Raw genomic sequence first — 19,052 nt, 5'->3', positions numbered from 1 at the left:
ATTAATACAAACACAATATATTAATTATTAATTACTTAAAAATCAGTTCACAACCATGAAAGTTGCAGTTGTAGGCGCAACCGGGCTAGTAGGCACGGTGATGTTAAAAGTTTTAGCAGAGCGCAATTTCCCAGTTACCGAGTTAATTCCTGTTGCCTCAGCAAAAAGCAAGGGCAAAGAAATTGATTTCAAGGGAAAAAAGTACAAGGTTGTAACTGTAGAAGAGGCCATTGCAATGCGTCCTGATGTAGCTTTATTTTCTGCCGGCGGCAGCACCTCAACAGAACAAGCTCCGAAATTTGCAGAAGTAGGCACTACCGTTATTGATAATTCATCTGCCTGGCGCATGGACCCAACCAAAAAATTGGTAGTGCCAGAAGTTAATGCCGATGTATTAACCGCAGAAGATAAAATAATTGCGAACCCAAACTGCTCTACCGTACAAATGGTAGTGGCCTTAAAGCCATTGCATGAAGCCTATAAAATAAAAAGAGTAGTGGTTTCTACGTATCAATCTGTTACTGGCACAGGCGTAAAAGCTGTAGAGCAGTTAATGAATGAACGTAAAGGCATTACCGACGGGCCAATGGCTTACGCTTACCCTATTGATTTGAATGTTATCCCTCAGATTGATGTTTTCCAAGATAACGGATACACCAAAGAGGAAATGAAAATGATTTTGGAAACCAAAAAAATCATGGGTGATGATAGCATTGCAGTTACTGCAACTACAGTGCGTATCCCGGTAATGGGCGGGCACTCTGAGGCCTTAAACATCGAGTTTGAGAAAGATTTTGATTTGGCCAAAGTTCGCGAATTATTAGAGGCTACAAAAGGTGTAATAGTGGTTGATGACCCTACAAACGCACAATATCCGATGCCAAAAGATGCACATGAAAAAGACGAGGTTTTTGTAGGCCGTATCCGCAGAGATGAATCGCAAGCAAACACTTTGAATATGTGGTGCGTAGCAGATAATTTGAGAAAAGGAGCCGCTACAAATGCGGTACAAATTGCCGAATATTTGTTAGACAAGAATTTGATAGGATAGTTTCTTAAAATAGTAATTGAGCCCTTCAGTAAAATGGAGGGCTTTTTTGTTGGTTACCAAACCCAAATTCCTTCGTCTACTTTTTTGTAACTTCGAAGATTATTATGCTTCAAGTCCTACGCCAACTGCTCCTCCCCTTTTCCCTCGTTTACGGTCTTATCGTTTTTATCCGCAATAAGTTCTACGATTGGGGCTGGTTTAAAAGCTACAGCTTCAACTTGCCCATTATCTCTGTCGGGAATTTAGAAGTGGGCGGTTCTGGCAAAACTCCGATGGTGGAGTACCTGATTAAACTTTTAAAAAACGACCATAAACTGGCAACGCTAAGCCGGGGTTACGGCCGAAAAACCAAGGGTTTTTTATGGGTAAAACCCAATGATGATGCCTCAAACACGGGCGACGAACCTTTACAAATGGCACAGAAGTTTAAAAACATTGGTGTAGCTGTTTGCGAAAACCGCGTTGCAGGGATAAAAAAAATTCGACAAACGCACAACTTAATTTTGATGGATGATGCCTATCAGCATCGCGCGGTAAAACCCGGGCTAAGCTTGCTGCTATTTAATTATCATCAGATAAACAAACCGAGATTTTTATTGCCTGCCGGAAATTATAGAGAAACTTTCTCGGGGCGTAAAAGGGCCCAGGTTTTAATTGCAAGCAAATGCCCCCAAAATTTAAGTGCAGAAGAAAGGCAATCTATTAAAAATATCTTAGCGCCTTACCCGCATCAAAAACTCTTTTTTTCTGCGCTTGCCTATGCTAGCAGTTTAAATAACGTGTTTACCGCCGAGAAACTTCCAAAAGAACTCATTACAGATGATTGGCATGTATTGCTTTTAACCGGTATTGCAAAGCCAGAGCCATTATATCAAAACCTATTATCGTACACGCCAAACATTGCCCACCACCGCTATGCAGATCATCATCAGTTTAGCGATAAAAATATACGTAAACTTGTAGAAGCTTTTGATGCGATAGCTTCTGACAAGAAAATAATTATTACCACAGAAAAAGATGCTGTGCGGCTTAAAACAGATAAATTTGCCGAACTAAGGGCTTTACCTGTTTACCAATGGCCAATTGAAGTTGTTTTTTTGTTTAACGAGGGCGAAGCGTTTAACCATTTGATTAAGGAATATGCTGAAATTAATTAGCGAAGCAATAAGTTACATCAAACATCGCATAGGCGATTTTGAACCAGAAATAGGAATTATTTTAGGTACAGGGTTAGGAGGCCTAGTTTCCGAAATAGAAGTTAAACATCAATTGATGTATGCCAACATTCCAAATTTTCCAATCTCCACATTAGAGTTCCACTCGGGTAAATTGATTTTTGGAGAGCTAGCTGGTAAAAAAGTAGTGGCCATGCAAGGCCGCCTGCACTATTACGAAGGCTACAACATGAAACAGATTACTTTTCCGGTGAGGGTTTTAAAAATGTTGGGCATCAGTCAGCTTTTTGTTTCCAATGCCAGTGGCGCGCTAAATCCATCGTACCGTAAAGGCGACTTAATGATTATTGAAGACCATATCAATTTACAGCCGGATAATCCGCTAATTGGCACTAATTACGACGAATTAGGTCCACGCTTTCCGGATATGAGCAGGCCCTATAATGTAAATTTAATAGAAAAAGCCTGTGCCATTGCCAAAAAACAAAATACAACCTGCCATACGGGCGTTTATGTATCGGTTACGGGACCAAATTTAGAAACGCGTGCCGAGTATAGGTACTTGCGTATTATTGGCGGCGATGCAGTAGGTATGAGTACCGTGCCGGAGGTAATTGTGGCCAACCACATGGGCTTGCCGGTTTTTGCCATCTCGGTTTTAACAGATGAGGGCTTTCCAGAAACTTTACAACCTGTTTCTGTAGAGGAAATCATCAAAGTGGCAAGCGAGGCAGAACCCAAGTTAACCAATATTTTAAAAGAGCTGATTTTACATTTATAGGTTTTGAAGAAGTACTTTTTGATTTTAACGCTCTGTTTTTTTGCTTCCCAAACTTTTGCGCAGTTGCAACGCCGTATACCTCAAGACGGCGAGTTTGAAAGGCAACAACGGGAAGGGAACAATAGCGACGAAGAAGGCGAGCGTGGCGAAGAAAACATTGATTCTTTACGTGCAAAACTAGATTCAAAACGCGATTCGGTGGTGTACAACGCCACCTATATCAAGTACACCAAAGCCGAATTTTTAACAGACAGTAACCGTTTATTTCTGCTAGATACCAGCACAAACGATTTCCACCGCTACCGTATTTTGGATTTGCCAGAACACCCCACTATGAATTTGGGCTTAAACGGCCTTTCGTACCGCAACCTGCTTTTTGAACCTGCAAAAACCATCGGCTTTGATGTAGGCTATCATTATTACGACCGTTATTTATTAAAACCCGAAGACATTAAATACTACCAAGCACGTACCCAGTATACAGAGCTTTATTTTGAAAACCCAGCCTTCGGACGTGCAACGGAGCAACAGTTTCATGTTATCCATACCCAAAACGTTAAACCCAACTGGAATGTGGGTGCAAGTTTTGCAAAATTAGGCTCCAGGGCTTATTATGGTGCACCAAACCGCCGTGCAGACGCGCTGGTGGCCAACCATTTGAATGCGTCTTTGTGGAGCTGGTATCAATCACCAAATAAAAGGTACACCATGCTGGCCAACGCCACCTTCAACAATTTGAAAGGCTACGAAAACGGCTCTATCCTTAACGATTCGGTGTTTACGGTAAGCACAAGGGTAGATCCCGAATATGAAGCCGCACGCCTAAATACCGCCAAACGCAACAACCGCAATAACACCTTATATCTGCAACAATATTTTAACATCGGCAAACAAAAAAGCCTCGATTCCAACTCAACAGTTTTACCTACGCAACGCGTGGGCTATAAAATTGCCTACAATACGCAAAAGTATTTTTTTCAGAACGATGGATACGACGCCTCTGGCTTATTAAAGCATTATTACATCTACACCGACTCTAGCAAAACAGCAGATAGCACTTATTTAAAACATTTAAACAATGAGTTTAGCTACAGCTTTTACCTACGCGGAAAGAGTCTCTCTTTTTTACGTAACGAGCTAAAAGTAACCGCCGGTATTGCGCATGATTATTACACCTACCAGCAGTATAATTTCGACACCAGCTTTCAGAACATCACCCTTAAAGGGGATGCCGAATATAGCTTTAGCGACAAAGCAAATTTGAACGTTAACATTCAGCAAATTGTACAGGGCCGTAATTTTGGCGATTTTTTGTACCAAGCCAGCTCGGAAATTAAATTAGGCAACAGAATAGGCAGCGTTTTATTGGAAGCCTATTCGCAAAACCAAAGTCCTTCTTTGGTTTATGAGCGCCAAGTGACCAACCATTACCTTTGGAACCTATCTTTTAACAAGATAAAAACACAAAATCTTTCTTTTAGTTATCTTATTCCCAAATACCACTTTGCGGCAAAGGCTTCTTACTATCTGCTAAACAACTACTTGTATTTTAGCGAAGGGACAGACGGCGACGCCTACCCTACGCAGGTTGCCAGCAACATCAATTTGCTGAAGCTGAGTTTACGTAAGGATTTTAAATTCGGAAAATTTACTTCCGAAAACTTTTTAGTGTATCAAAAAACGGATTTTGAAAGTGTTCTAATGACGCCAGAGGTTTACACTTTCCATAGTTTTTATATGCACCAAGATTTTTTTAAAGTGCTAAAAACCGAGTTTGGCTTCGATTTAAGATATTTTAGCAATTACAACGCCCCTTCTTATGCGCCCGCAATTGGGCAGTTTTACCGCAAAGACGATGTGAAATTTGATACTTACCCAGTTGTTGATGTTTGGATTAGAACCAATTGGAAACGAGCCAACTTATTTTTGCGTTACGATTATATTAATGAAGGTTTATTTAGCAAAGGTTACTACACCGTAAACCGCTATCCTATGCCTTACCGTTTGGCCAAATTTGGTGTGCGCTGGAACTTCTACGATTAATAAAAAGCCTATGATGTACACTGGCGGCATTAATTGACGAATAGGCTTTTTACCAATAATTGCCATTTTCTTATGCCGAACTGGTTAAAAACGCCGACTTTTTAACAGAAGAAAGGTTGCTTAAGCAAAGGCTGATTTATGGAACTTACCCAGAAATTGTTAACGATTTAGCCAATGCAGAAGAGCATTTAAAACTTTTAGCAGACAGCTATTTGTATAAAGATTTATTTGCCTTGGAGCAGATTAACAAACCGGCGCTTTTCCAAAAGATAATAAAAGCGTTGGCCCTACAGGTGGGCAGTGAGGTTAATTTTTCTGAACTGGCGCAACGGGTAAAAGCCGATCAAAAAACGGTTGAGAAATATGTGGATTTGCTAGAGAAAGCCTTTGTATTGTTTAGCTTACCTGCTTTTTCTGGTAATGTACGTAACGAGATTAAAAAGAACCGTAAAATATATTTTTACGATAACGGCATTATCAACGCGGTAACCAGGAATTTCAATACTTTAAATAACCGGAACGATGTGGGCGCTTTATGGGAAAACTACCTTATTAGCGAACGATTAAAATACCTCCACCAGAACCAACTGGAAGCAGAGCGCTTTTTTTGGCGTACCACGCAACAGCAAGAGATAGATTATTTAGAAAAAACCGGTGATGATTTACTGGCCGTCGAGATAAAATGGAGTGCTAAAGTTAAAGCTAAAATTCCTTTAACTTTTTTAAAAGCTTATGATAATGTTAGCACTAAAATTATCACAAAAGAAAACCGTTTTGAGTTTTTAACAAATACAAACGTTTAAAAATCGTCTTCAATAATCTCTTGCACGCGCCCAACCTGCCCGTCCTCTAACATCACTTTTATGCCCCGGTGATGTTTTGGCGCGCTGGTTAACAAACGTTTAACAATTCCCTCAGTTAAGGCGCCGGTGCGCTGGTCTTTTTTTAAGACGATGTTTACCAACATCCCCGGTTTAATATTTGCTCTTACGGTTCCGTCCATCATATAATTAATCTTACACCGCCCAGCTCTTCAATCCGGTAAGGGAATCTGTCACCTGGCGAGCCTACAAACATAAAATTTGCAGGTATTTTCCATTCGTTTGATAGTTGCCTAATCAAATCGGGACCAAATTTAGCCCTCAGTTTGATAAACTCAATAGCAATTTCGGGATAAATGCGGTCCAAAACTTTAATATCTTGTTCTAAATTCTCGGCAATTTCTTCTCCCTCGCGCAATACGGTTACAATTTTTATCTTTTTAGTGTGCTCGTTATCGCGGATGTAAGCCATCACAGAATTTAAATTAGCTACATTATCGCCTTTGGTAAAAAACACAAATTCTTGCTCATTAATGCGGTTGATGCTTTTTTGTAAAGATCTGCTGATATGGATTACCGCACGGCGGAGCGGAATTTCCAAATCGCTATCTTCAATGGCTCTCCTAATGGGATTAAAAAGATATTGAATAAAGTTAATCAAGAACTTAAGTAGCGTGGTACGGTTTAACATCACCACCAAAAACAACATGGTGGGGATAAGGTATTTCAAAAACACCACAATATTGCGTGGCTGATCCGGGTTTTCTGGCACAATAAGAACGTTACCCAAAATCGCACAAAAAACTGCCGAAAACGCAAAAATAAGTGCGGTCCATTTCGCGCGCTCTGGCCGTGGCAAACGTTTCCTTTTCACTTTCAACAGCATATTACCAATAACAAAGAGGCACATCACCGATAGAAAAGAGAGCGCATAAACACCTGCCAACAACGCAACTTGGCCTTTGGTAATTAACAACACCGATATGCACAGCAGAAAGAACAAAATGATAATGCGGTACGAGCTGCCTTTCTTATTCTTCTTCAAGAAAAAATTGGGCATAATCCGGTCTAAAGTTATACGTTCTAACAAACCCGAAACACCGACAAACGACGTCAAAACGGCACCACTAAGTACCAAAACGGCATCTACAGATATAATAAGCGCCAACCACTCGCCACTGCTAACTACGCCAATCTGCGAAAGCAGCGCATTACTGTGTAACTTAATTTCGGGTATGGGCATTACACAAATGGCCAAAAAAGCAATCAGCGGGTTTAGTACACTCACCACAATCCACATATTGCGCAGGGTTTTAGGGAAAACGCCCCGTTTTTGTTCTTCAACAAAGTTTGCCGAACTCTCGAAACCCGAAATGCCCAACATCGACGCGGCAAAACCAAAAAATATCGCCATCCCAATGCTTCCAAAAGTTAATGGCTGATGCCAATTGGCAATTAAATTCTCAAAACCATGTTTAATAATATAAATGATGATAGAAACAATTAACACCACCATGGTACTTAGGTGAAACAGAAAAATACCGACGGCTACTTTTGCAGATTCTGTGATTCCGGAAATGGTTAACAGCGCAAAAACAGACAGCACGCCTATTGTGGCTAAAATAACCGGTAAAGAGGGAATTAAATGAGCTAAATAGTGCATGGCTTCATTAGCAGAAATTACCGCCGTAGCCATGTACGACAGCAAGGTTAAACATGCGGCCATAGATGCTAAAGATTTGCTTGTTGTGTTTAACAAAGCATTATAAGCACCTCCGTTTAGTGGCAGCGCGCCTACCACTTCGCCATATATTTTACGGAAGGTAAAAAGCACCAAAGCCACAATTAGTAAGGTAATCCATGCGTATTGGCCAGCAAAACTGATAGCTAAAGCGCAAACATATAATACCGAAGAGCTGATATCGTTGCCAGAAATGGATGTTGACGCTAATTCTCCGAGTTTCTTTTCCTCTGTCATAAAAAATCAAAAAAAGGGATGGCGCCGGCTTGCACAGCCCGTAAAGTTCGCCAAAACGCTTGTTTCTTGTTTGGCCTGTAAAGGTACAAACATAAAAACAAAGGCATTGCTTAAACTAGTTCAAATATTTTACCAAACCGGCATCGGCGAAAGCAATTTTATTAAAACTAAAACGATGGCCGCATTTAACGATTTTTTGGTGTTTGCCCTAGTAGCATTCTATCCTTATACTGATAATGATTTTGGTCAAAAACCAATAAAATGAAGCTATAATTCAATGCTTTCTTTATCTTTAGGCGATTTTTACACATGTTCTTTTTTTAAAGGATTTTCATTTAAAACATTCATAAAACAAAACACATGTCAAGCCCATCAAAAATTATTTATACCAAAACAGACGAAGCCCCTTTACTAGCTACTTACTCGCTTTTGCCTATTATACAGGCTTTTACTGCATCGGCAGGTATTGATGTAGAAACTAGGGATATTTCTTTGGCAGGAAGAATTTTAGCCAATTTTCCCGAGTACTTAAAAGACAGTCAAAAAATTGGGGATGCACTTACAGAATTGGGTGAATTGGCAAAACAGCCTGAAGCTAACATCATCAAATTACCTAATATTTCGGCATCTATCCCACAACTAAAAAGCGCCATTGCCGAACTACAATCACAGGGATTTGCTTTGCCAAACTTCCCAGAGGAAGCAAAAACTGAAGAAGAAAAAGCAATTAAAGCCAAGTATTCAAAAGTGTTAGGTTCTGCAGTAAATCCGGTATTGCGCGAAGGAAACTCGGACCGCAGAGCACCCAAAGCAGTTAAAAATTATGCTAAAGCAAATCCGCACAGCATGGGTGCTTGGTCATCCGGCTCAAAAACCAATGTTGCCAGCATGAGCGAAGGAGATTTTTACGGTTCAGAAAAATCAACAACGCTTGCGCAAGACTCGCAATTTAAAATTGAGTTTGTAGATGCAAGTGGGGCTGTAACTGAGTTAAAAGCTTTGGCAAATTTAAAAGCCGGTGAAGTTATAGATAGCTCTGTAATGAGTATCCAAAAGCTTAAAACCTTTGTTGCCGATGCCATAAAAGAAGCAAAAGATGCTGGTGTATTGCTTTCTGCGCACCTAAAAGCTACTATGATGAAGGTATCTGACCCTATTATTTTTGGTGCGATAGTAGAAGTTTATTTTGCCGATATCTTTAATAAATACGCCGAGCTGTTTAAATCTTTAGGGGTTGATACCCGCAACGGTTTGGGCGATGTGTACGCAAAAATTGCCGGCCAGCCACAAGAAGCGGAAGTTAAAGCAGCAATTGATGCCGCAATTGCCAACGGCCCAGATTTGGCGATGGTAAATTCTGATAAAGGAATTACCAACTTACACGTTCCGTCTGATGTAATTGTGGATGCATCTATGCCTGCCATGATCCGTAACTCGGGCCAAATGTGGAATAAAGAAGGTAAATCCCAAGACACCCTAGCGTTAATTCCGGATAGAAGCTACGCTGGAGTTTACGAGGCCACCATAGAAGACTGCAAAAAATTTGGCGCTTTTGACCCAACAACAATGGGCTCGGTACCAAACGTAGGTTTAATGGCGCAAAAGGCCGAAGAATATGGTTCGCACGATAAAACTTTCCAAGCTAGCGCAAATGGAACTATCCGCGTAAGCGATGCTTCTGGAAACGTATTTTTTGAACAGCAGGTAGAAAAAGGAGACATTTTCCGGATGTGCCAAACTAAAGATGCGCCCATCCAAGATTGGGTAAAATTAGCCGTAAACCGCGCGCGTTTATCTGAAACTCCGGCTGTTTTTTGGTTAGATGAAAACCGTGCGCATGATAGGGAAATCATCAAAAAAGTAAACAAATATTTGGCAGATCATGATACTGCTGGTTTAGATATTAGAATATTGTCTCCGGTTGAAGCTACTAAATTCACTTTGGAGCGTATCCGCAAAGGCGAAGACACTATTTCTGTAACAGGCAACGTACTGCGCGATTATTTGACTGATTTATTCCCGATTTTGGAGTTGGGCACATCTGCAAAAATGCTTTCAATTGTTCCGTTAATGAACGGCGGAGGCCTTTTTGAAACCGGCGCGGGCGGCTCGGCACCTAAACATGTGGAACAGTTTGTAACCGAAGGTTACTTACGCTGGGATTCGCTGGGTGAGTTTTTGGCTTTACAAGCTTCTTTAGAACATTTAGCACAGACCCAGAACAATAGCAAAGCGCAAGTATTAGCTGATGCTTTAGATGAGGCAAACGCTAAATTTTTGGCAACTGATAAATCTCCGGGCAGAAAATTAGGAACAATTGATAACCGCGGTTCGCACTTTTACTTGGCACTTTATTGGGCGCAAGCTTTGGCCGCTCAAAACAAAGACGCTGCATTAAAGGCTAAATTTGAACCTTTGGCGAAAGCCTTAGCTGATAACGAAAGTAAAATTAGCGCAGAACTGATTGAAGCGCAAGGTAAAGCACAAGATATTGGTGGTTACTATAATCCTAACGATGAACTAGCTTCGAAAGCAATGCGCCCAAGCGCTACTTTAAATAATGCTTTAGCTGGTTTGTAAAGCAAAATACATTTAAAAGAAAGGCGACGGCAAAAATCCGTCGCCTTTTTTGCTTGAATGAGATTTTCGTCTATAAACAAACTTCTTGGCATAGTGATGGATAATGTTTTGCTAAAAACCTTAATATCATGGAAAGCAAAGAAAACATGAACGAACGTTTCAACAGAAACACCGAATCGAATTTGAGTGACGATGAAGCGAAAAATTTAAAATACAACGAGGAAGAAAACAGCTATGAGCTAGATATTGAGCCAGAGGACGAGGACTACCAGCATCCCGATCCTTATGATACCGCAGCGGATGATGGCGACGATATGGACTCGGACTATGACGAAGCCAACCCTTACGTAGGCGACGAGTACGAGAAAAACCGTTCGCTTGAAAACGATCTGGATAATTTAGGGATGCATACCACAGATGAAGATCATTTGAAAATTAGCCGGCGCGATGAGCGGAACAGCCATGTGCCAGAAGACGATAGGGATGATTTAGACGCTGAGGGCTACCCAAAAAATGAATAGTTTTAAGGCTGGGATTTTTACTGCTTCAGCGACGAAAGTTCCGGCTATTCATATAAATTGTTAAAATCATACTTAAAACCAGTCAGCTGCTCTGCTAAGTCCCATAAACGTCTCGCATTTTGTTTGTTCCTAGCAAAATCGCTGTAAGCAACTTTAGCGGGTTTGCCCCGCCATTCTTTAAATCCATCAGGGCCAATATATTCGCCGCCCTTTATTTTTGGCGACAGTGCAGCATAAAGTATGGGCTTGGCGCCTTCTTCACTTGGTTGTGCCAAGAAAGGTTGCAACCATTTTAAAAACTTAGGTACACTTTTAAACAAATTGGTATTTGATATGCCCGGATGCGCAGCTAGCGCAATAACATCAGAACCACTTGCCTTCAACCGCCTGTTTAGCTCTAATGCAAACATCAAACAAGCCAATTTACTTTGCCCGTAAGCTGCGCGTTTGCTGTAACCTTTTGTAAAATTGGGGTCTTTCAATCTAATTTCGGACCAACGGTGCGCCAAACTGCTTAAACAGATAACACGACCTTTCAAAATTTTGAGCAGAGAACCGGTAATCACAAAATGCCCCAAGAAGTTTGTCGCTAGTTGAAGCTCAAAACCATCTTCTGTTAGCTCGTAGGGCGTCATCATCACACCGGCGTTATTAATCAATAAATCAATCCGCTCAAAATCTTCGAGAATGCGTTTTGCAAAAAAACGGATTGATTGTTGACTGGCCAAATCCAGCTCAAACACATCAATTAGCGCATTTGGATTAAGTTTGATAAGCTGGGCTTTAGCTAACAAGGCCTTATCCGTATCACGGCAGGCCATAATTAAACGAAAGTTATTTTGCACCAAAACCTTGCTAACCTCAAAACCTAAACCGGCGTTTGCGCCAGTAATTAAAGCCACTTTTTGTTGCATCGGCTACCTCTATAAATGTACTGTTGTTCTATTCATCAGATCTAAAACCAAATCTCAACTAAAATCACGGTTGAGTAAGCGCTCTAAATCGGTAAAACTGATATTCATGCGCACCCGGCCTTGTTGTGCGTAAGATATTTCACCGGTTTCTTCGGAAACAATTAAAGCCGTTGCATCGCTAGATTCGGTTACGCCTATACCCGCACGGTGGCGCAAACCAAATTGTGGCGGTAGCTGGTCATTTTCTGTTAAGGGCAAAATACAACTGGCAGATTTAATCAAGTTTTCCGAAATCACCACGGCACCATCGTGCAAAGGACTGTTTTTTTGAAAAATACTTTCTAGCAAGCGTTTAGAAATTTTGCCGTTAATCATCTCACCACTGTTTGCAAAAGCATCTTGATCAAAATACTTTGCAAAAACAATTAAAGCGCCGGTGCGCGATTTTTTCATGGTTTTGCAGGCGTCTATAATAGGCTTAATTTTGGCCATATTATCTTTCTCGTATTGCTCTTTTTTAAAGATATATTTTAGCCATGTGCGGTTTCGTAAAGAGATGTTTTTACCTATTGTGAGCAAAAAGCGCCGAATTTCTTGCTGAAACACAACAATTAGCGCAATAAAACCAACACTAACAAAACTTCCCAAAATGCTGGAAAGCAATTTCATTTTTAGTGCATCGGTTAAAAAGTAAAGAATATAAATCAGGATAAATCCTAAAAATATATTTACAGCAATGGTGCCTCTAATCAAATTGTAGATGTAATAGATGATAATTGCCACCAGCAACATATCTATGGCATCTAAAACGGTGAGCTTAAGGAAGCTGAAATCTAAAAAATCCATAAAATGGCATTAACAGTTGTTCTTTAACTTATTAAAAATAGTAATACATTCTTTGGCTTCTTTTACATCATGTACGCGCAAAATGCTTGCGCCATGTTGCAAAGCAACCATATTTAAAGCGGTAGTTGCGTTTAACGCTTCACTAGGCTGGCAATTTAAAGTTTTCCAAATCATCGATTTTCTCGACAAGCCCGCTAACAAAGGATGTCCCAAGCTTTTAAAGTGCGCAAGGTGGTTTAACAGATGGTAGTTTTGATCAATATTTTTAGCAAAGCCAAAACCCGGATCTATAATCAGGTCTTTTACGCCTAAACTTTTAAGTTCCTGTATTTTCTCGGCAAAGTAGCTATAAAGCTCCTGCGCTAAATTTTGATATTGGTTTAGTTTTGACATAGTTTTTGGCGTGCCCCGCATGTGCATTAGAACGTAAGGAACGCCAAGCCGGCCGACAGTAGCAAACATTTTTTTGTCTAAAGTACCGCCAGAAACATCATTTATAATATGCGCTCCGCTACCAATTGCTTTTTCTGCAACTGCTGCCCGGAAGGTATCAACCGATAAAAAAGCTTGTGGAAAAGTTTTGGAAAGCAGTTCAACGGCCGGAATCAGGCGCTCTTCTTCTTCTTCGGCGCTAACTTCTTCGGCTCCGGGCCGGGTAGAGTATGCTCCCAAATCTAAAAAATCTGCGCCTTGCGCCAACATCTCTTCCGCGCGTGCCAAAATCTGTGTTTCATCAGCTAAACGACTACCACCGTAAAACGAATCTGGTGTTAGATTTAAAATCCCCATTACCTTGGGTTGCGTTAAATCCATCAATCGCCCGCCTAGGTTAAGACTGCGCTTTTGCGTAAAAAATGTATCTTTATGCGTCATTATATACAACAAAATAAGGCATAATTTCATCATTTTAACAAAACATCTCCATATTTTGGCAAATAACACTTCCGCAGAATTTGACGCAGTAATTAGCACTTGCAAAACGCTCTTTATCAAAAAAACCAAAGATTATGGAACAGCCTGGCGCATCCTTAGGCCATCATCTATTACAGATCAGATATTTATTAAGGCACAGCGAATCCGTACTTTAGAAGAGAAAAAAGTGAGCAAAGTAGGCGAAAACATCAGCGACGAATATATTGGCATCATTAATTACTGTGTAATAGCCATGATGCAGCTTGAGCTTGACGAGAACGCAGCGCTTGAGCTAAATGCCGATGAGGTTTCTGTAAATTTTGACCAGAAAATAAACGAAACTAAGGAACTGATGTTTGCCAAAAACCATGATTACGGCGAGGTGTGGCGCGAAATGCGCGTAAGTTCTTTAACAGATTTAATTTTGATGAAGATTTTGCGCGTGAAACAGATTGAAGATAATTTGGGCAAAACCATTGCATCAGAAGGCGTTAAAGCCAACTATCAAGATATGATTAACTACTCTGTTTTTGCATTAATTAAATTAGGAACGGCTTAGCATGTTAAAAAAACAAACCGCCATTTTACAACTTGTAAAAATATTTGTTGCGCTGCTATTCATCTTCAGCGGAATTGTAAAACTAAACGACCCTTTGGGTTTCTCTTACAAACTAGAAGAATATATTGAAGTATTTAACCTTTTGTTTTTAAACCCGCTAGCCGTATTTTTTTCCATTAGTTTATCTGCACTTGAAGTAGTTTTAGGCTTATTCCTGTTAAGCAAATATTATGTTAAACAGGTGGTTTGGGGCTTATTGCTACTCATTGTATTTTTTACTTTTCTAACGTTTTATTCGGCTTATTTTGAGGTGGTAAAAACTTGTGGATGCTTTGGCGATGCAATTCCTTTAACACCTTGGCAATCATTTAGTAAAGACTTGATTCTGTTGGTGTTAATTGTTGTTTTGTTTATTAATCGCAAACGCTTGGCAGGAAAGCCTGTGCAGTCTAGCGAGGCGAAAGTTAGTACCGTATTCATGCTTGTAGTGCCGTTTGCTTTTGGACTATATACTTACACATTTTTGCCCATTGTTGATTTTCTACCTTATAAGGTTGGCGTAAACATTCCGGAAGCAATGAAAATCCCCGAAAATGCACCGCAAGATGAGTACGAGATTACTTATAGTTTAGAAAACACTAAAACCGGCGAGAAAAAACAAATGAGCGATAAAGAATACCTCGCCACAAAAATCTACGAAAATCCGGATTGGGAAATTAGACATTCTAGCGAGCCGAAAGTTATTAAATATGGTTTTAGACCAAAAATTGAGGGTTTAAACATTTACGACTCGCAAGGCGTAAAATACACCGAAGAAATTTTTGGAAACCCCTACTACAATTTGGTAGCTGTTGCTTGGAATTTGGATAAAAGCAATCAAAAAGCTTTAGGCAAAATAAACGCGCTAGCAATTAACGCGGTCGAGAATTTTAATGTGCGCGCTGTTTTATTAACCGCTGCATCTGCACAAGATGCAAACAAATTGGCAAAACAACTTAACCTAATGACAGAGATTTTTTATGCTGATGCCGTTCCGCTGAAAAGTATGGTTCGCGCTAACCCAGGTTTAATTCTGTTGAAAAATGGCGTCATCTTAAAAAAATGGCCTTCAAGCGCATTGCCCAGCTACAATTATTTGGTTGAAAATTATTTTGCAAAGCATCAAGATTAAGCTTTTGGCTCACGGAGCATCACTTAACCAGCGTAACGTTTAAACATAATGGATTTACCTACAAACCAAGCCTTTAGCAAGCCCATTTATTTAATAGGGTTTATGGGATGCGGAAAAAGTAAACTTGGAAAAGCTTTAGCTGTTAAAACAGGGGCAAATTTTCTGGATTTGGATGATTTGGTAGTCGCCCAAAATCAAATGACCATTCCCGAGCTGTTTGCGGCCTTTGGCGAAAATGGTTTCCGCGAACGCGAGAAAAAAACACTGCAAGACGGAGCTTTTTCGCCCAATTCCATTATTGCCACAGGCGGGGGCGCGCCTTGCTTTTTTGATAATATGGAATGGATGAACAGCAACGGCATTACCGTGTTTATTGACCCGCCGGTAAAGGTTTTGGCCGATAGACTTATAAATGCGAGAGTAGAACGGCCTTTAATTAAAGGAAAATCGCACGAAGAACTTATTGAATTTATAACGCAGAAACTGAACGAGCGCCGCCCTTTTTATCAACAAGCGCAAGTGCTATTAAAAGGTGTAGATTTGAATGCAGATGACGTACTACAGGCTTTAAATCCTTGTGGAAATTAATGAATGACTTTATAAAAACATCCTAGTTTAACGATGAAAAAAATATTAGTAACCGGCAGCAACGGTTTATTAGGCCAAAAGATAACAGAACGTATTTTAGCACAAAACGATTTTGAGCTTATTGCCACCGGCAAAGGGAAAAACCGTTATCCCATAAAAAATGGATATACCTACCATGAAATGGACATTTTGGATGCCGAAAACATTGACCACGTTATCGGAATGTACCTTCCAGATGCGGTAATCCATACCGCGGCGATGACCAACGTTGATACCTGCGAAACCGAAAAAGAAGCTTGCTGGGCTTTAAATGTAACCGCAGTTGAACATTTAATTAAAGCTTGCAAAAAGCACGACGCGCAACTGATACACCTTTCAACAGATTTTATTTTTGACGGCTTAGCCGGCCCGTATCGCGAAGAAGATGAACCTTCACCGGTTTCGTTTTACGGCGAGTCCAAATTGGCTGCCGAACTGCTCCTTAAAAAATCGGACATCAAATGGGCTATTTTACGTACCATAATCGTTTACGGCGTTGTGAATGACATGAGCCGCAGCAATATTATTTTATGGGCAAAAGGTGCTTTAGAAAAAGGCAATCCAATAAATGTAGTTGACGACCAATGGCGTATGCCCACCCTTGCCGATGATTTGGCAGAAATTTGCCTTTTAGCCGCGGCGAAAGAAGCCCGAGGTGTCTACAACGCCTCAGGAAAAGACATGATGAGCATTTTAGAGCTGGTGCAGGAAGTAGCCGATTATTACGGTTTAGATAAATCTTTGATTAGGCCAATTAGCTCGGCAAGTTTAAACCAGGCCGCTAAACGCCCTGTAAAAACCGGATTTATTTTAGACAAATCCGTAAAAGACCTGGGCTACCAGCCACATTCTTTCAGAGAAGGCATAGCCATTATGGAAAAGCAGTGGAATTTACTTAAAAACGACGCGTAACATCAATAAGAATTATAGATTTACAATTCATCAAATTTTCAAACATTATGGCACTACAAATTGGAGACAAAGCACCAGATTTTACACTGGTAAGTTCAGATTTAAGCGAAGTAAGCTTAAAAGATTTCGCAGGGAAAAAGGTAATCATCCATTTTTTTCCTTTAGCATTCACCGGCGTTTGTACTACGCAACTTTGTACCATGCGCGACAACTTTGGTTATTACGAAGGTCAAAACGCACAAGTTTTAGGTATTTCTATCGATTCGCCTTTTGTATTAGCAAAGTTTAAAGAAGAAAACAATTATCAATTCCCTTTACTTTCCGATTTTAACAAAGAAGTTTCACAAGCTTTTGGCGCATTTTACGATGAATTTAAATTCAACTTAAAAGGTGTTGCAAAACGCGCTGCTTTTGTAATTGATGAAAATCAAAAAATTATTTATGCAGAAGTGCTTGAAAATGCGGGCGAACTTCCTAATTTTAAAGCAATTGACGAAGTAATTAAATCTAGCTAAACAAAAAAAATGGATCCATCTCTCAGCATTGTCTTTATTATTATCGGGAGCGTAATAGCCCTGTTCTTTTTACTTTACATTTTGCCGGTTAACTTATGGTTTACGGCACAGCTTTCTGGTGTAAAGGTTAATCTATTAAATTTAGTGCTGATGAGGCTCCGGCGCGTACCACCGTCTTTAGTGGTTAACGCTATGATTACCTCTACCAAAGCTGGTTTAAACATCACTTCTAACGATATTGAAACGCATTATTTGGCAGGCGGGCACGTGAACAACGTTATTAAAGCCCTCATCTCTGCCGATAAGGCAAACATTCCTTTAGATTTCAAATTAGCTACCGCGATAGATTTGGCGGGCAGAGATGTTTTTGAAGCTGTTCAATTATCGGTAAACCCGAGGGTGATTAACACCCCTCCGGTTGCAGCCGTTGCTAAAGACGGTATTCAGCTTATTGCGAAAGCGCGCGTAACGGTGCGGGCAAACATCAACCAATTGGTGGGCGGTGCCGGTGAAGAAACTATTTTGGCACGCGTTGGAGAAGGTATTGTAACTACCATCGGTTCTGCGGTAACGCATAAAGAAGTGCTGGAAAATCCAGATAAAATCTCAAAAGTGGTTTTAAGCAAGGGTTTAGACTCGGGAACGGCTTTCGAGATATTATCCATTGATATTGCCGATATCGATATTGGTGATAACATCGGCGCTAAGCTACAAACAGATCAAGCAGAAGCTGATTTGAAAGTTGCAAACGCAAAAGCCGAAGAACGCCGCGCAATTGCGGTGGCTTACGAGCAAGAGATGATTGCCAAAGCACAAGACGCCCGCGCAAAAGTTATTGAAGCAGAATCGCAAATTCCATTGGCTATTGCCGAATCTTTTAGAAGCGGAAACCTGGGGATTATGGATTATTATAAAATGCAAAACATCCAAGCGGATACGGACATGAGAGAATCTATCTCAAAGCCAAAAAGTAACAGCGGCGATCAAAAATAACAATCAACGAGAAAATTAATGTTCCTGAAAAACAGCGTATTTAACGGTACGCTGTTTTTTTTTGAAATAATTGCGTGGTGGCTTCGTTTTTGAGAAACAGACGCGGATAGTTGATATCCGCTTGTTAAATCCATCAAATAATGAAAAAATCAATTTTAGCTACCTTATGTTTTTGCGCTCTAGCTTTTGCTATTAGCGCCTGCGCCTCAAAAAGTGGGGTTACAAATTACAAAGTTTCAAAATCTACCGTTGCCGGAAACTGGACGGTATCCGATGTAAGGCTGGAAGGCTTCCCTAGCGATTATCAGGTAAGGGATGCTTTTGGGATGGCGCCATACAATAACTTTATTGGCAGTACCTGGAAGCTTTACGGAGGTTACAGCGGTTACATTACTTTGCCAAACGGCACTACACAAAATATTTATTGGTCTTTACTAAACGATGGTACAAACCCAGTTTTCCAATTTAAGAAAGTGGATGCGGGCGAAAAAGCCCGAAACGTAACTGAAGGTTATAGAATGAACATCGAATCGGCTTCAAAAAACACGCTGGTTTTAAGCTCGCCTTTCGACTTGTTAAACGGCCACTCGGCAAAGATTGTTTACACGCTGAATGCGCAGTAAAAATTCAAAAATTGAAAATAAAAATTCAAA

At 40.4% G+C, this 19,052-nt stretch carries 20 protein-coding genes; 15 read left to right on the top strand and 5 right to left on the bottom strand.

Annotated elements, in window-relative coordinates; genetic code table 11:
- The first annotated feature begins 55 nt into the window (after positions 1-55).
- The 5 genes from BCY91_RS04405 (at position 56) to BCY91_RS04385 (ending at position 5,853) form a co-directional block, all read left to right on the top strand.
- Positions 56-1,051, top strand: coding sequence for an aspartate-semialdehyde dehydrogenase (locus tag BCY91_RS04405; protein ID WP_120180807.1), 996 nt, complete (start codon positions 56-58; stop codon positions 1,049-1,051).
- A 104-nt stretch (positions 1,052-1,155) separates the two neighbouring features.
- Complete coding sequence (gene lpxK, locus BCY91_RS04400) at positions 1,156-2,208, top strand: tetraacyldisaccharide 4'-kinase (protein ID WP_120180806.1); 1,053 nt, start codon at positions 1,156-1,158, stop codon at positions 2,206-2,208.
- A complete protein-coding gene (locus tag BCY91_RS04395) occupies positions 2,192-3,007 on the top strand; it encodes a purine-nucleoside phosphorylase (RefSeq protein ID WP_120180805.1) in 816 nt (271 codons plus the stop codon). The genes lpxK and BCY91_RS04395 overlap by 17 nt, the downstream gene beginning before the upstream one ends.
- A 3-nt stretch (positions 3,008-3,010) precedes the next feature.
- Positions 3,011-5,050, top strand: a complete 2,040-nt coding sequence (locus tag BCY91_RS04390; RefSeq protein WP_245989001.1) for a putative porin — start codon at positions 3,011-3,013, stop codon at positions 5,048-5,050.
- 59 nt (positions 5,051-5,109) lie between these two features.
- On the top strand, positions 5,110-5,853 hold the full coding sequence (locus BCY91_RS04385; RefSeq protein ID WP_245989000.1) for an ATP-binding protein: 744 nt from the start codon (positions 5,110-5,112) through the stop codon (positions 5,851-5,853).
- On the opposite strand, the gene BCY91_RS04380 is transcribed toward BCY91_RS04385, so the two are convergent.
- A complete protein-coding gene (locus BCY91_RS04380; RefSeq protein ID WP_120180896.1) occupies positions 5,850-6,053 on the bottom strand; it encodes a YwbE family protein in 204 nt (67 codons plus the stop codon). The genes BCY91_RS04385 and BCY91_RS04380 overlap by 4 nt on opposite strands.
- Positions 6,053-7,849, bottom strand: coding sequence for an APC family permease (locus BCY91_RS04375; protein ID WP_120180804.1), 1,797 nt, complete (start codon positions 7,847-7,849; stop codon positions 6,053-6,055). Before BCY91_RS04375 ends, BCY91_RS04380 begins: the two co-directional genes overlap by 1 nt.
- A 106-nt stretch (positions 7,850-7,955) precedes the next feature.
- Here BCY91_RS04375 and BCY91_RS17525 point away from each other — a divergent pair, with 106 nt between their 5' ends.
- The 3 genes from BCY91_RS17525 to BCY91_RS04365 all read left to right on the top strand — a co-directional run bounded on the left by BCY91_RS17525 (position 7,956) and on the right by BCY91_RS04365 (position 10,950).
- A complete protein-coding gene (locus tag BCY91_RS17525; RefSeq protein WP_182995302.1) occupies positions 7,956-8,114 on the top strand; it encodes a hypothetical protein in 159 nt (52 codons plus the stop codon).
- Between the two features lie 95 nt (positions 8,115-8,209).
- Positions 8,210-10,429, top strand: a complete 2,220-nt coding sequence (locus tag BCY91_RS04370; protein WP_120180803.1) for an NADP-dependent isocitrate dehydrogenase — start codon at positions 8,210-8,212, stop codon at positions 10,427-10,429.
- A 128-nt stretch (positions 10,430-10,557) separates the two neighbouring features.
- On the top strand, positions 10,558-10,950 hold the full coding sequence (locus BCY91_RS04365; RefSeq protein ID WP_120180802.1) for a hypothetical protein: 393 nt from the start codon (positions 10,558-10,560) through the stop codon (positions 10,948-10,950).
- A 44-nt stretch (positions 10,951-10,994) separates the two neighbouring features.
- On the opposite strand, the gene BCY91_RS04360 is transcribed toward BCY91_RS04365, so the two are convergent.
- Genes BCY91_RS04360 through folP form a run of 3 tightly spaced genes read right to left on the bottom strand, consistent with a single transcriptional unit; the run spans position 10,995 to position 13,583 of the window.
- A complete protein-coding gene (locus tag BCY91_RS04360; protein ID WP_120180801.1) occupies positions 10,995-11,864 on the bottom strand; it encodes an oxidoreductase in 870 nt (289 codons plus the stop codon).
- A 54-nt stretch (positions 11,865-11,918) separates the two neighbouring features.
- Entirely contained in the window at positions 11,919-12,710 is a 792-nt protein-coding gene (gene cdaA / locus BCY91_RS04355) for a diadenylate cyclase CdaA (protein ID WP_120180800.1), read from the bottom strand.
- A 9-nt stretch (positions 12,711-12,719) separates the two neighbouring features.
- A complete protein-coding gene (gene folP / locus BCY91_RS04350) occupies positions 12,720-13,583 on the bottom strand; it encodes a dihydropteroate synthase (RefSeq protein ID WP_120180799.1) in 864 nt (287 codons plus the stop codon).
- A gap of 55 nt (positions 13,584-13,638) precedes the next feature.
- Here folP and BCY91_RS04345 point away from each other — a divergent pair, with 55 nt between their 5' ends.
- The 7 genes from BCY91_RS04345 (at position 13,639) to BCY91_RS04315 (ending at position 19,022) form a co-directional block, all read left to right on the top strand.
- Positions 13,639-14,181, top strand: coding sequence for a DUF1599 domain-containing protein (locus BCY91_RS04345; RefSeq protein ID WP_120180798.1), 543 nt, complete (start codon positions 13,639-13,641; stop codon positions 14,179-14,181).
- Position 14,182: 1 nt separating this feature from the next.
- A complete protein-coding gene (locus tag BCY91_RS04340) occupies positions 14,183-15,352 on the top strand; it encodes a BT_3928 family protein (protein ID WP_120180797.1) in 1,170 nt (389 codons plus the stop codon).
- 48 nt (positions 15,353-15,400) lie between these two features.
- A complete protein-coding gene (locus tag BCY91_RS04335; protein WP_120180796.1) occupies positions 15,401-15,940 on the top strand; it encodes a shikimate kinase in 540 nt (179 codons plus the stop codon).
- A gap of 33 nt (positions 15,941-15,973) precedes the next feature.
- A complete protein-coding gene (locus BCY91_RS04330; protein WP_120180795.1) occupies positions 15,974-16,891 on the top strand; it encodes an SDR family oxidoreductase in 918 nt (305 codons plus the stop codon).
- A gap of 47 nt (positions 16,892-16,938) precedes the next feature.
- Complete coding sequence (locus BCY91_RS04325) at positions 16,939-17,406, top strand: redoxin domain-containing protein (RefSeq protein WP_120180794.1); 468 nt, start codon at positions 16,939-16,941, stop codon at positions 17,404-17,406.
- Positions 17,407-17,415: 9 nt separating this feature from the next.
- A complete protein-coding gene (floA, locus tag BCY91_RS04320; protein ID WP_120180793.1) occupies positions 17,416-18,399 on the top strand; it encodes a flotillin-like protein FloA in 984 nt (327 codons plus the stop codon).
- Positions 18,400-18,539: 140 nt separating this feature from the next.
- Entirely contained in the window at positions 18,540-19,022 is a 483-nt protein-coding gene (locus BCY91_RS04315; RefSeq protein WP_120180792.1) for a hypothetical protein, read from the top strand.
- Positions 19,023-19,052: the final 30 nt, after the last annotated feature.

Source organism: Pelobium manganitolerans, assembly GCF_003609575.1.
In the GTDB taxonomy this organism is placed as follows: domain Bacteria; phylum Bacteroidota; class Bacteroidia; order Sphingobacteriales; family Sphingobacteriaceae; genus Pseudopedobacter; species Pseudopedobacter manganitolerans.
The sequence above is the reverse complement of the archived record's forward strand: the minus strand, read 5'-3'. Positions and strand labels throughout refer to the sequence as shown.

What these genes read in the sequence shown, in the direction of transcription:
- BCY91_RS04405 (WP_120180807.1), top strand. Translation starts at nt 56, where the DNA reads ATGAAAGTTGCAGTTGTAGGCGCAACCGGGCTAGTAGGCACGGTGATG.
- lpxK (WP_120180806.1), top strand. Translation starts at nt 1,156, where the DNA reads ATGCTTCAAGTCCTACGCCAACTGCTCCTCCCCTTTTCCCTCGTTTAC.
- BCY91_RS04395 (WP_120180805.1), top strand. Translation starts at nt 2,192, where the DNA reads ATGCTGAAATTAATTAGCGAAGCAATAAGTTACATCAAACATCGCATA.
- BCY91_RS04380 (WP_120180896.1), bottom strand. Translation starts at nt 6,053, where the DNA reads ATGGACGGAACCGTAAGAGCAAATATTAAACCGGGGATGTTGGTAAAC.
- BCY91_RS04375 (WP_120180804.1), bottom strand. Translation starts at nt 7,849, where the DNA reads ATGACAGAGGAAAAGAAACTCGGAGAATTAGCGTCAACATCCATTTCT.
- BCY91_RS04370 (WP_120180803.1), top strand. Translation starts at nt 8,210, where the DNA reads ATGTCAAGCCCATCAAAAATTATTTATACCAAAACAGACGAAGCCCCT.
- BCY91_RS04365 (WP_120180802.1), top strand. Translation starts at nt 10,558, where the DNA reads ATGGAAAGCAAAGAAAACATGAACGAACGTTTCAACAGAAACACCGAA.
- BCY91_RS04360 (WP_120180801.1), bottom strand. Translation starts at nt 11,864, where the DNA reads ATGCAACAAAAAGTGGCTTTAATTACTGGCGCAAACGCCGGTTTAGGT.
- cdaA (WP_120180800.1), bottom strand. Translation starts at nt 12,710, where the DNA reads ATGGATTTTTTAGATTTCAGCTTCCTTAAGCTCACCGTTTTAGATGCC.
- folP (WP_120180799.1), bottom strand. Translation starts at nt 13,583, where the DNA reads ATGACGCATAAAGATACATTTTTTACGCAAAAGCGCAGTCTTAACCTA.
- BCY91_RS04340 (WP_120180797.1), top strand. Translation starts at nt 14,183, where the DNA reads ATGTTAAAAAAACAAACCGCCATTTTACAACTTGTAAAAATATTTGTT.
- BCY91_RS04335 (WP_120180796.1), top strand. Translation starts at nt 15,401, where the DNA reads ATGGATTTACCTACAAACCAAGCCTTTAGCAAGCCCATTTATTTAATA.
- BCY91_RS04330 (WP_120180795.1), top strand. Translation starts at nt 15,974, where the DNA reads ATGAAAAAAATATTAGTAACCGGCAGCAACGGTTTATTAGGCCAAAAG.
- BCY91_RS04325 (WP_120180794.1), top strand. Translation starts at nt 16,939, where the DNA reads ATGGCACTACAAATTGGAGACAAAGCACCAGATTTTACACTGGTAAGT.
- floA (WP_120180793.1), top strand. Translation starts at nt 17,416, where the DNA reads ATGGATCCATCTCTCAGCATTGTCTTTATTATTATCGGGAGCGTAATA.
- BCY91_RS04315 (WP_120180792.1), top strand. Translation starts at nt 18,540, where the DNA reads ATGAAAAAATCAATTTTAGCTACCTTATGTTTTTGCGCTCTAGCTTTT.